We start from the raw sequence: 12,910 nt of genomic DNA on the forward strand, positions 1-12,910 counted from the left end.
CTGATCTTTCAATATCAAGCATAAGAGGTTGTCCGGAAACTAGTAAATTCAAGCATATTCCCTCTTTAACATAACCCTACTCATAGCTAGGTATATGAAATTCTCAGTGGATGTTGTGAGTAAATCATACTCCTTCGATAGCCTTCTATTCCTATTAACCCAAGCAAAAGTCCTTTCTACAACCCATCTTCTTGGCTGTACTTTAAACCCTTGTTCTCTTGTTGGTAGTAGCTCAGGTGGCGTATCTTTGTGCACCCAAAATCTACATGGAGGCCTTTTAACAATTTCAATATCTATGTCATATTCTTCCTTTATGTGATTCTTTAAATTTCTTCCTTGGTATCCCATGTCAGCCCACATTTTTTTAACTTTAGTATATTTTGTTCTCATATTGTTTAATGCTATTTTAATACCATCTCTATCATTTTCGTTAGCAGCGCCTACGTAACAACCTAGTATAAAACCCTGAGTGTCTGTAATTATATGCCTTTTTCTACCCTTTACTTTTTTACTTCCATCATAGCCTTTGATCCCCCCTTTTCTGTAGTCTTTACAGATTGACTATCTACTATACAGGCACTCGGCTGCTCATTCCTTCCTATTTTTCTTCTACTATATTTTGTAATTTCATAATTCATTTTCTCAAAAATTCCCTGCTTCTTCCATTGCCTGAACTGCTCATACACAGTCTTCCATAGCGGAAAATCATTTGGTAAATACCGCCATTGACACCCTGTACGCAATACATAGAAAATTGCTTCTAATATTTCTCTTTTGCTATACTTTGGCGGCCTTCCTCCTTTCTTGTATGATACTCTGAAGTGTTTTTCTATTCTTGCCCATTCCCTTTCGCTTAGATCTGTTGGATACTTTTTTCTCATCTTTACCCCGTACTAAAATTTCAGATATTATAGCCTTTTACTTGTTTCCGGACAACCTCTAAAGTAATTTCCCTAAAAAAAACGTAAATCCCTGTATTAATATAATTTATATCTTAATAAATAAAGTATAGATAGTTAACTTAATATGTAAAATTTAGAATATGGCTGAAATTCTATACAGCTATATTCCGGAATCACATTGGACAAGGACAAAAGCAAAGTGGTTTATTGACTTTCATTCCACCAAAGCACTATACTAAAACCACGATGGGTAATTAGCTCAGTTGGTAGAGCACTTGCTTGACGTGCAAGCGGTCGCTGGTTCGAACCCAGTGTTACCCACGTTTTTGTTCATGAAAAGATTTTATATGACAGCAGTGCACAACGGCAAACACTCAGCGGCGCAGTCCAAGCGCTTAATCTATTCCATAATAATAGTTGCGATAACAATGTTTATGGAAATAGTAGGTGGAATAATTTCACATTCGCTTGCTCTATTGTCAGATGCAGGGCATATGCTTACTGACCTCTTTGCCTTGGTTTTAAGCTGGTTAGCACATAGGTTTTCAGCTAAGAAATCCGATTTGCAGAGATCATACGGATATCATCGGTTGCAGATAATTGCAGCATTTGTTAATGGTTTAACTCTATTCCTCATTGCAGTAATCATTATAATTGAGTCAATAAAGAGGTTTATTTTTCCAGTCAATGTTGAGTGGAAAGTAATGTTAATAATTGCTACACTCGGTCTTGTCTCTAACATAATAGTCTTTTTTATATTACATAGTAAATGCGAGAGCAATATAAACATAAAAAGTGCTGTACTACACGTTATAGGAGATATTTTAGGTTCTGTAGCTGCTATACTTGCATCTATAATTATCATGCTTACTGGATGGCAAATAGTAGATCCAATCTTATCAGTATTTGTTAGTGTGATAATTCTAAATAGCGGCTATAAAATTCTCAAAAATTCTTGCCATATACTCCTTGAAGGTACGCCTGAGGGTATATCTGCTGAAGAGATAAAAAGTAAGATCACATCAGAATTACCTGAAGTGATAGATGTGCACCACATACATACATGGTCGCTGTCTGATAATTATTTTATAATTACCATGCATGCTAAAATAAAGCAAAATGTGCAGCACACCAATGTTTTATATGAAATAAAAAAAATATTGCTAGATAAGTTCGAGATAGCACACTCTACAGTCGAGATCGAATACGATGAGTGTGCGGATAATAAGATACTTAAACATTGACGTTTTAAATTATTATGCTATTACTAGAGTGTAATGATGTTGAAGGTAAGCTATGATAGGTATTTCTCAAATACAATTTCCTTCAAAGGATTCTAGTAAGCTAAAATTTGTTAGCTACTTTGGAGCTTTTGTCTCGTTAAGCATTATCACTAATCCTGTTAATGTTCTTTTTTCTCTTGGTACTATGTTCTTCAGGTCTGAAATTAAAACTCTTTATATCTACAAAGAAATAAAAACGGCAAAACAGCAAAAAATGAGCAAAAGGGAATATTGGGAAATATTTTTTAAAAACAATACAATCAAGGTAGCAGCCTTCCTCTTGTTTTCTGCTTTCATAACATATCTAACTTTCACTACCACTTTCTTGCTTATTTCGTTACTGGGAACTATACCACTTACAATGCTATTAATTTTATTGCAGAGTGAACTAAGGCCAAAAGATTTTAACCCATTTACGCTGCTTAAAGCTTCTATAAATTTCTTTTTGGAAGGTATAAAAGAGAATTTACGTGGTATGGTTAATAGTTTTGATGTTAAGCTTGAACATTTACTGCCCCATCAATTAAATGATGATATCATTAAAAATATTGATAAATTAAAAGATAAGTATGGTGAAGAAGTATCCGAAGACGTTATTAATGATAGAGAATTTAAGCAATTTATTGAATATATAAATGATTTATATGAACTTAATTATCGTCAATTTAGTGATGAAGATAAAGGAAGAGTAATTGCATTTTTAAATGACTTTTGCAAAGATGATCAAAAGCATAGCTCCCGCTTTACAGGTGGACGGATTTTACTTTTAGTTCTGAAAGCCTGCAATGATGGAGACAGAGAAGCTGTAAAAAATAAAAAAGACGCGTTAATTACAAATTTGCTTGATAGCCAAACTTTCTCTAGACAAGAGCGTATTCCTAACACCTGCTTTACCGGTATTGTTTATAGGATGTTAAGTACATTAGAAGGTATTCATCCTGATCCAGAAATTAGATTTACTCCTCCAAGGCAAATATTACTTCCAGAAGCACAAAATGAAGCACGTAAGTTCATGTTAGACAGGTTAAAAAACAAGAAAAACAATAAAGAAATTTTTAAGGCTTGGTATGACGTTCAAAATGGTTATGAAGATGATGAAAGTCAAAAAATAGTTGATGATTTTATTTCAGAAGTAAGTATTCCTTTAATGAGAAAATTATTGAGTATTACTTCTCAATATAGTGAACAAATTGTGCTGACGTTAATGAAAAATATTAGCTCTATAAAGTTAAATAAATTACAATGTTGTGAGCTGGTTCAGCACATGAGAAATAAACTGCAGGAGCATGGTTTAGGTGACCAAGAAAGTTTACTCGAAAACATCGGAAAAAAAGTATTCTTAGAGCTATTAAATCGAGATCTACTCGAGACAGATTTTTCTCTCAAGGATTCATCTTTGGATGGAGCTAAAAGAATAGCTAACAAAATAATAATAGGAGAAGTTGAGAAATTTAGGTCAGAAGCTGCTGAAAAGGCTAGGGAAGTTAACTCTATAGAAGTTCAAGTGGATGTTACATTGCGGGGTCTGTCAACCTTGCCGCGAGAAAAGAAGTGTTGCATTGCATATAGCAGACTAAGTGGCCAGTATGAAGGTGATGAGAGAGAGATAATGGAGAACATCTTACTAAAAAAATTAGAGATAACGAAAAAAGAAATGAATAAGATGCTAGAAGAGAATGATATACGTAAACTAAAATTAGCACTTGATGATGCATGTAAGAAAAGTGGAAAAAACATGGAAGAAATGATAAAAGAAGTAGAAGAAGTAGTCTCAAGTCGTTTCTCGCATGAAGTATCTGTTAGTAATATAGCAACAGAGTCAGCACACTTATAAAAATTTATTTTCCTTACCTTGCAGAAGATTCACAATATTTCTGTGGTGTTTTAGGAAGACCAGTGCTCCTATAATTAGTAATGTTAAGAACAAATTCCTCTGAAAAAAAAAGGACCATGCTACAGCCGTTGAAGTAGCACTGAGTGAAGCAAGGGAAGAGTATCTAAAGGCAAGAAAGACTATTATCCAAATTATTACGAATACTAAAGTAATATCAATGTTAAATGCTATCAGTATCCCTAGAGTGGTTGCAACGCCCTTTCCTCCACTGAATTTTAGCCAAATAGGAAACATGTGTCCTAAAACTGCTAAAATTGCAGATACATATATATAAAAATCGTTATTATCACAAAATTGTTGTGCTATATAAACGGCAATAAATCCCTTAAAGGAATCCAGAAATAATGCCAAAGCAGCAAGAAATTTATTTCCCGTCCTTGCAACGTTTGTAGCACCAATGTTTCCTGAACCTACTTCTCTTAAGTTTATCCCTTTTATTCTTGTAATAATTAAGCTAAACGGTATTGAACCGAGTATGTAGGATAGTGTAAGGACTATAACTAACACAGGTAAAATTTACTGATTAATAATCGCAAAATTTCGTCATCCCGCTGCTTGTTAGCGGGATCTATGCTGAGATACCGCGAATAAATCGCGGTATGACGTAGGGAAATCTTACTTATTATAGCTATACCTCTCCGCATATGCCAAAATTTAATTGATTTTATTATTCCTCAGCCTTTTTAGGTAGCACTGAACTTCCTCGTTAATCTGATTACTAAACAGTATAAGCGCTGTCATATTGATGAGAGCTAAACAAGAGAATAAAGTTCCACCGATATTGGCAATAGCCATTATATCTTTAGAAAGACCAGAGAAAAACGCCACAATTATTACCGCTATGCGGTATATCACTATACTTTTTGCACCGAATAAATATAGCCACCCCATTTCACAACAATATACAAACGAAATTACTGAAGAAAATGCAAACAAAGGTGCAGCTATGGTTAAAAGTATAGGAAACCATGGAGAAACTGTCTCAAATGCCTTTTGAGTAATTAATATCCCTTCACCAACACTAGTCTGGTATGCACCTGTTATTACTATTGTTATTCCTGTTAAACAGCAAATTAACATTGTGTCAAAGCATGGTTCTATCATAGCAACAAGCCCAGTTCTTACTGGTTCTTCATCTTTAGTTGTTGCATGAGTAATTGAAGCAGAACCAACACCCGCTTCGCTGGCAAAGATTGCCCTTTGAATTCCAGCAACAAATGCTCCTACCATCCCTCCACCAACAGCATTGAAATCTATCATAGTGGAAAATAATATTTTTAACGTATAACCAAGGTTATGAATATTAAATGCAATAATAATAATACAACTAAAGATATATATAAGTGACATAATAGGCACTAGTGCAGAAGATACTCTAGCTATCCTTTTAATTCCGCCAATAATCACTAGAGCAAGCAGCGCAGAGATTATGGAAGAAAGAAACCAAGAGTGACCATCTACCCAACTTGAATAGCCAGATAATATTGAAACCATTTGATTGGTTTGAAACGCTACACTTCCACCAAGACCTGATAATACAAAGAATACTGCATACATGGCAGCCAGCACAATACCAAGTTTTTTAAATCCAAATTCCTCCAGACCATTCCTTATATACTGAAAGGGACCACTAAACAATTGGTCCTGATCTTCTGTTCTATGTCTAAACGCCAACGTTACCTCAGCAAATTTTGCTGACATACCAAAAAAACCTGTAATCATCATCCAAGGCACCGCTCCTGGCCCTCCCATTGAAACTGCAATTGCGACTCCAGCAACAGTTCCAAGACCTACTGTGCTTGAAAGTGCAGTCATAAATGCCTGAAAATGCGTAATATGACCATCATGGTGATTCGTGTCATATTTTCCACATAAAATAGCAAACGCATGCTTAAACATTCTTATGTTGAGAAACTTAAAGCGTAAGGTTAAAAATACATAACCAAAGGATAGTAGAAGAAGTATGAATGGTATATAAAAGATTTTGAAAAACAGCACTTCATTCATGAAGTTATTTATTCCATTCAACACAGCATCATAACCTTCGTAAAAACCTGAAGCAGCGTACACATCATTAAACAATAGGCAAAATAACACCATACAAAGCAATCTATAAATCATGTTAATACCTTTTAGAATTGTAATAAGAATCTATTGTATTCAAAACTTCCCTTCTTAGTAGATATATTGCAGCAGCATTTGGAATCATAAGGCACATAAACAAACTGTCACCTAGATAAGATATAAATTCTATATTCTTTGACATACAACTGATATACACTGAAACCACTATAAGAATTTGGAACAGTATCAGTATTTTTTTATTACCAAATAAGTACAGCAAAGCAACTTCACAGTAGTAACAATAAGCTATTATTGTGGAAAATGCAAAGGAAAACATCATTAGCGGAAAAACTAACTTGCTAAACAAGGGCAAAGCTGTTGAAAATACCGAACTAATTAGTGTAATATCACCCACGTTATCAGTACTGTGCATACCAGTGATAATTATCACAATACCAGTCAAAAATGAGATTAATATTGTGTCTATAAGCGGTGCAATCATTGCAACGCACCCAACTTTAATTGGATCTTCTTCTTTTACAGCTGAATGTGCTATAGCTGCTGTTCCGGTACCTGCTTCGTTAGCAAACACTGATCTTCTCACTCCGGCTATTAATCCGCTCAATACTCCGCCTCCTATAGCAGATTTATTGAAAATGTCTTGAAATATTATAGATAAAGCATTCAGCAAATTACTTCTGTTTACATAAATTAAATATATACACATACCCACATATAGCACTATCATAATTGGTGCTAAGCTCGTTGAAACGAAAGCAATGCGCTTTATTCCTCCCAATATTACAATAAAGACAAGCAGGGATATAATAATGGATGCGTTGTATTCTAGGAGGTTATTTGATAGTGCTGCTATTTGATTTGCTTGAAATGGTATACCGCCCAAAATCATTGCAATAAGTAGCATAATCGCATAAGTGAAGGCAAGAAATCTACCAGTTTTTGCAAATCCAATCTTTGCAAGCCCGTATTCCATGTAATAAAAAGCACCACCAGTTGTATTTTCAGAGCGATAAGTGAATGCAAGCACCACCTCGGCAAACTTTATCGACATACCAAGTATTCCGGTAATTACCATCCAAAAAACTGCACTTGGGCCCCCTATTGTGATAGCTATTGCAACTCCTGATATTGTTCCAAGACCAACTGTTCCTGAAATTACTGTTGCAAACGCTTGAATATGAGTGATTATGCCATTGTTGCTGTTATTACACTTTAGATTGAATAGTGTCTGTATTCCATATTTAAGTAACCTAAAGTTAATGAATTTGAACTGGGCAGTACAAAAGATTCCAGTTGCAATTACCCAAATAATTATAAATGGAATGTTGAATATCTTTATATATAGAAGAGAGTTTAATAGATCAGTTACTTTTACAATCATGCTGCTCACTACTTTTGATATAGCTAACGAGTTTTATATGTAAAATATATGTAAAACCCGATGCTTATTGGAATAGTAAGTGTATACACTATACCTAAAATTGGTAGAGTCATCCAGGGCTTACTGATGAAAAATACAATAAGTACTCCAAAAAATGACACAAATATATAGGATAGGCTTTTGGGAATATAAATATATTTTGCGGAGAAAGTTGGAATGTGACTTATCGAAAAAAATGAAATGGCCAGAAAGTAACAAGCTACGTTTCTTGTGTTAAAAAATCGCTCTATGAGAAGTAAGTATTCACTCTCATGAGATTGAAAGGTAATAATTATTGGCAACAAAGAAAGTAAAGCACACACTGGAGCTGGAACACCAGAAAAGAAAAATTTTTCCCAGTGTGATTGTTCTGAGTGTAGCGAAACATTGAATCTTGCAAGTCTTATTGATATGCAGATTACGTATATCATTACTAAAATCCAACCTATGACTTTGATTTCGTTTAGCTTCCAAAAATACAAAAGAAATGCAGGCGCTGCACCAAAGTTTAGAAAATCTGCAAAAGAATCAAGCTGGGCTCCAAAATCGCTAGTTGATTTTAGAATTCTAGCTATTCTGCCATCCATTCCATCTAGTATTGCTGCAATGATGATAAAAATTACTGAGAATTCCCATTGTTCATTAAATGTAAATTTAAGTGAAGTGAGACCAGAACATAAACCCAATAAAGTTATAAAATTTGGGAATAATTTAGTAATAGGTAAGGATCTACTGTTACTTTCATCGTTATTCATATAACATCAAAAGTAAGCTTCTCTTGAACGTTTTCCTTATTTAAGTTTGCTATAATTGTTTCACCACCAATAACAGTTTGCCCTTCTGAAACTCTGACTTCTGTATCAGCAGGAACATAGATATTCACTCTACTGCCAAACCTTATAATTCCAAACCTTTCACCTGCTTTTACGTTCTGGGATATTCCTAAATTACAAACGATACGACGTGCAATTAATCCAGCTATTTGCTCCACAATAATTTCTTTCCCCTTTTCGTATTCAATTACAATAACCTGCTTTTCATTTTCATTACTAGACCTATTGCTCATTGCGGATACAAACTTGCCTTTTTTATAACTCATTTCCTTTATCGTACCAGATATTGGTATACGGTTCACATGGACGTTCAAAACACTTAAAAATATGCTAACAAGCGTAAACTTCTTCTCCTCTCCGTTTTCTGCTGATAAAGGATAATTAACTTCTTCAATTTTTGAAATCACACCATCAGCAGGACTTAATATAAGATTCTTATTGTTTGGCACAGCTCTTGCTGGATCACGAAAGAAATAAGTACACAATAATGTCGGAAACAAGCACGTAACGCCAAACCCCCAAGATATAGAGAATGCTATACACGTTACTATAAAGGAAACTACTATAAATGAATAACCTTCCCTGTTTATATTAGGTAAACCAAAACACATAATCTTATTAACAATAACCTATTGTTAACAATTTATCATTTATAATTTCTCATGAAAAGCTTTTTTTAACTGCTTCAGCAAAGTCTTTTTGATACAAGGTAACATTACAGATTGTTATATTAGCACATAGAATTACCGTCATACTGTAACAACCCGTCCGACACAAAATCTAATGCCTAAGTTTAGATCAGAAAACTGATTCTTCTAAAAGTTGCTCACTATCCTCGTCTATTATGATAGAATTATCATGATTTCTGAGTAAATCTCTGATTTTCGTTTCTATTTCATTTGCGACTTCTTTGTTTGTTTTTAGGTAAGTTTTTACATTCTCTCTTCCTTGCCCAAGACGTGTGTTGTTATATGAATAGTAAGCGCCTGCTTTTTCAAGCACACCAAGCTTTGCTCCCATATCTATTATTTCTCCGAGTTTTGATATACCTTCATTGTACATTATATCAAATTTCGCTTCTCTAAATGGAGGAGCAACTTTATTTTTTACAACTTTAACTCTTGTTTCATTGCCTGTAATATTTTCTTTGTCTTTTATTACACCAATTTTTCTTATATCAAGCCTTACAGAAGTATAGAATTTTAATGCATTTCCACCCGTGGTAGTTTCAGGATTTCCATACACTACTCCTATTTTCATACGAATTTGATTAATAAATATCAATATACAGTTCGCTTTTGAAACGGCAGAGGTTAGTTTCCGTAGCCCATGACTTAGAAGCCTTGCTTGCAGCCCCATATGTTGATCACCCATATCACCTTCAATTTCAGCTCTTGGAGTTAATGCTGCGACAGAGTCAATAACTATCACATCAACCGCACCAGAACACACTAAATACTCAACAATATGCAACGCCTGCTCTCCAGTGTCTGGTTGTGAAATCACTAAATCATCAGTGCTTACCCCAAGTTTACGAGCATATAAGACATCCAATGCATGTTCTGCATCGATAAATGCGCATGATCCTCCTTTTTTTTGTGCTTCAGCAATCACGTGCAAGGCAAGAGTGGTTTTACCAGAACTCTCGGGGCCAAATATTTCAATTATACGCCCTTTTGGCAGACCTCCAACACCTAGAGCCGAATCAAGCGCAATTGATCCTGTGGATATTGTGTCTATTTTTTCTACAGGGTTTTGCTTCAACTTCATTATTGCACCTTTACCGAATGCTTTTTCAATCTGGCTTATTGCGTTATCTAGCGCTTTTTGTTTATCACTATTTCTTTCTTCTGGGTTACTTGCCATAGATCATTTATTAATTTATATAATTCTCTATGATAATCAAACGCGAATAACCTGCCAAGGTTTTTCTAGTATTTATGTATTATTTCAATGAAAAATATTAACGTTTTCATAAAGCAGATATTTGTTTGCCTTCGTTAGTAACACACTATACTTTAGTGTACGAACGTTGCAATTTGCAGCATAGCAGGTGGTGTCATCCAAGTAGCCAACACTGAAATGACTAAATTCGAAATGGCTACATGAATTTATTGTAAATTACTACCGTATAAGGTGCGATGCAACAAAGCCATTCCAGTGTCAGCTACTTGAATGACACCTCTTAGATGGGTCAGCTACTCAGATCTGCCATGAAAACTGCAACCCTAAATGTTGGAGCACTGTCGTACACTAAGCGCTGTAATGACAATTTTAGTCGCTTCATACACTTATCATGCTAGTCATAACAGAAATAATTTTTACCAGAGATATTTATAAAATAATTGACATAGTTTGGAAATATGTATATTATAGAACATTAATAGTTAGAGGTTGTCCGGAAACAAGTAAAAGGCTATAATATCTGAAATTTTAGTACGGGGTAAAGATGAGAAAAAAGTATCCAACAGATCTAAGCGAAAGGGAATGGGCAAGAATAGAAAAACACTTCAGAGTATCATACAAGAAAGGAGGAAGGCCGCCAAAGTATAGCAAAAGAGAAATATTAGAAGCAATTTTCTATGTATTGCGTACAGGGTGTCAATGGCGGTATTTACCAAATGATTTTCCGCTATGGAAGACTGTGTATGAGCAGTTCAGGCAATGGAAGAAGCAGGGAATTTTTGAGAAAATGAATTATGAAATTACAAAATATAGTAGAAGAAAAATAGGAAGGAATGAGCAGCCGAGTGCCTGTATAGTAGATAGTCAATCTGTAAAGACTACAGAAAAGGGGGGATCAAAGGCTATGATGGAAGTAAAAAAGTAAAGGGTAGAAAAAGGCATATAATTACAGACACTCAGGGTTTTATACTAGGTTGTTACGTAGGCGCTGCTAACGAAAATGATAGAGATGGTATTAAAATAGCATTAAACAATATGAGAACAAAATATACTAAAGTTAAAAAAATGTGGGCTGACATGGGATACCAAGGAAGAAATTTAAAGAATCACATAAAGGAAGAATATGACATAGATATTGAAATTGTTAAAAGGCCTCCATGTAGATTTTGGGTGCACAAAGATACGCCACCTGAGCTACTACCAACAAGAGAACAAGGGTTTAAAGTACAGCCAAGAAGATGGGTTGTAGAAAGGACTTTTGCTTGGGTTAATAGGAATAGAAGGCTATCGAAGGAGTATGATTTACTCACAACATCCACTGAGAATTTCATATACCTAGCTATGAGTAGGGTTATGTTAAAGAGGGAATATGCTTGAATTTACTAGTTTCCGGACAACCTCTTATACCAATTCCCATTACACGGCAAACAGATGGACAAAGATGGAAGAAAAGCCATAATGAAGTAAGTAAAATAGTTGAGGTATAAATGGCATTAAGATCAAAATTATTGGATGAAAAAGTAGTAGAATCAGCAAAAGAAATGCTGAAGAAAGTAAGGAATAATGCATATGTTTCAAAAAAACTAAATGCTGTAATTGCAGCAAAAAAGTACAGTATAACGGCTGTAGCAAAAATATATTGCATTTCAAGAAGCGCACTAACTTCGTGGGTAAAACTCTTGAAATTTGGCAGAGAAGAAAAACTGTTTGCTCCTCCACAACGCCGTAGAAAAACTAAATTAAATCAGGTTCAACTACAGCAAATTGAAGAGTGGATAGAAGAAAATCCTAATATTACCATTAAAGAAATGAGAATAAGAATCCAGGAAAAGTTCAGATTAAATATCAGCAAATCTACAGTACACCGCTATATGCAAAAGATGAAATTCTCATATATTACACCAAGACCAGTTCATAATGGACAAGATAAAAGCAAACAAGAGGAATTCAAAAAAAAATCTCAATGGAGCTATTAGCAAGTATCCAGAAAAAGAGCTATTTTTCTTTGATGAATCACGGTTTGGCACACATTCAAAGGTTGGACATGGGTGGTTTAAAAAGGGGATTAGAACACAGGTTAAAACAAAATTAGGTAGGCAAAATTTCTATCTCTATAGTGCGGTTAATCCTAGAAATGGAGAGAGTTCTAGCTTATTTGCACCAAATGTCAACACTGATTGCATGAACATATTTCTTGAGCAGATGTCGCAATATCTAGAAACACGAGAGGCTTTTCTTGTTATGGATTGTGCTAGTTGGCATAGGTCAAAAAATTTAAAGGTACCTAAAAATATCGATATTATATACCTACCTCCGTACTCACCTGAGCTAAATCCTGTTGAGAGGCTTTGGTTATATATAAAACAGAACATTTTGCGCAATAAAATATACGATACAATTGCTCTGCTTGAGGGTGCTTTGTGCAAATTTATTACTTCTCTTGCCAGCTCCACAATTAAACAACTCTGCAATGTCTCCTATTTGACTGGCCAACAATGAGAGTTGGTATTAGTTAATTTGTAGGTGTAATGTGGCTAGAAATGTTTTGAATGAAAATGAGTACCACGCTTTAAAGCAGTTGTTTTTAA

At 34.6% G+C, this 12,910-nt stretch carries 10 protein-coding genes, 1 tRNA gene and 1 pseudogene; 5 read left to right on the forward strand and 7 right to left on the reverse strand.

Annotation, left to right across the window (positions count from 1 at the left end; genetic code table 11):
- Positions 1–48: 48 nt before the first annotated feature.
- A protein-coding gene (locus tag EA652_RS05430; protein WP_094189578.1) for an IS5-like element ISWpi1 family transposase occupies positions 49–881 on the reverse strand; the annotation gives its coding sequence in 2 pieces (ribosomal slippage) (positions 49–512 and positions 512–881; 834 coding nt in all).
- Between the two features lie 269 nt (positions 882–1,150).
- Here EA652_RS05430 and EA652_RS05435 point away from each other — a divergent pair.
- The 3 genes from EA652_RS05435 to EA652_RS05445 all read left to right on the forward strand — a co-directional run bounded on the left by EA652_RS05435 (position 1,151) and on the right by EA652_RS05445 (position 4,019).
- A tRNA-Val gene (locus tag EA652_RS05435) sits at positions 1,151–1,223 on the forward strand.
- A 26-nt stretch (positions 1,224–1,249) separates the two neighbouring features.
- Entirely contained in the window at positions 1,250–2,146 is an 897-nt protein-coding gene (locus tag EA652_RS05440; RefSeq protein WP_006280506.1) for a cation diffusion facilitator family transporter, read from the forward strand.
- Between the two features lie 52 nt (positions 2,147–2,198).
- On the forward strand, positions 2,199–4,019 hold the full coding sequence (locus tag EA652_RS05445; RefSeq protein WP_007548743.1) for a hypothetical protein: 1,821 nt from the start codon (positions 2,199–2,201) through the stop codon (positions 4,017–4,019).
- Here EA652_RS05445 and plsY read toward each other — a convergent pair.
- The 6 genes from plsY to recA form a co-directional block, all read right to left on the reverse strand.
- Positions 4,014–4,586, reverse strand: coding sequence for a glycerol-3-phosphate 1-O-acyltransferase PlsY (gene plsY / locus EA652_RS05450; RefSeq protein WP_007548744.1), 573 nt, complete (start codon positions 4,584–4,586; stop codon positions 4,014–4,016). The two genes, EA652_RS05445 and plsY, sit on opposite strands and share 6 nt — an antisense overlap.
- Before the next feature lie 147 nt (positions 4,587–4,733).
- Complete coding sequence (locus EA652_RS05455) at positions 4,734–6,200, reverse strand: alanine/glycine:cation symporter family protein (protein WP_007548745.1); 1,467 nt, start codon at positions 6,198–6,200, stop codon at positions 4,734–4,736.
- Position 6,201: 1 nt separating this feature from the next.
- The gene (locus tag EA652_RS05460) at positions 6,202–7,545 is read right to left on the reverse strand and encodes an alanine/glycine:cation symporter family protein (RefSeq protein ID WP_007548746.1); all 1,344 of its coding nucleotides are present in this window, start codon (positions 7,543–7,545) and stop codon (positions 6,202–6,204) included.
- Positions 7,546–7,568: 23 nt separating this feature from the next.
- A complete protein-coding gene (locus EA652_RS05465; protein WP_007548748.1) occupies positions 7,569–8,339 on the reverse strand; it encodes a CDP-alcohol phosphatidyltransferase family protein in 771 nt (256 codons plus the stop codon).
- Positions 8,336–9,028 (reverse strand): phosphatidylserine decarboxylase, encoded by a 693-nt coding sequence (locus tag EA652_RS05470; protein ID WP_007548750.1) that lies wholly within the window; start codon positions 9,026–9,028, stop codon positions 8,336–8,338. The genes EA652_RS05465 and EA652_RS05470 overlap by 4 nt, the downstream gene beginning before the upstream one ends.
- A 187-nt stretch (positions 9,029–9,215) precedes the next feature.
- Entirely contained in the window at positions 9,216–10,283 is a 1,068-nt protein-coding gene (recA, locus tag EA652_RS05475; RefSeq protein ID WP_012673345.1) for a recombinase RecA, read from the reverse strand.
- A 583-nt stretch (positions 10,284–10,866) separates the two neighbouring features.
- Between recA and EA652_RS05480 the strand changes: the two are divergent.
- A pseudogene (locus tag EA652_RS05480) lies at positions 10,867–11,699 on the forward strand (IS5 family transposase).
- A 110-nt stretch (positions 11,700–11,809) separates the two neighbouring features.
- Positions 11,810–12,821, forward strand: a protein-coding gene (locus tag EA652_RS05485) for an IS630 family transposase (RefSeq protein WP_094745768.1) whose coding sequence is annotated in 2 segments (ribosomal slippage) — positions 11,810–12,271 and positions 12,273–12,821 — 1,011 coding nt in all. Because the reading frame shifts where the segments join, the coding sequence is not laid out codon by codon here.
- Positions 12,822–12,910: the final 89 nt, after the last annotated feature.

Origin of the sequence: Wolbachia endosymbiont of Drosophila ananassae, from assembly GCF_008033215.1 — a bacterium.
GTDB classification, from domain to species: Bacteria; Pseudomonadota; Alphaproteobacteria; order Rickettsiales; family Anaplasmataceae; genus Wolbachia; species Wolbachia pipientis.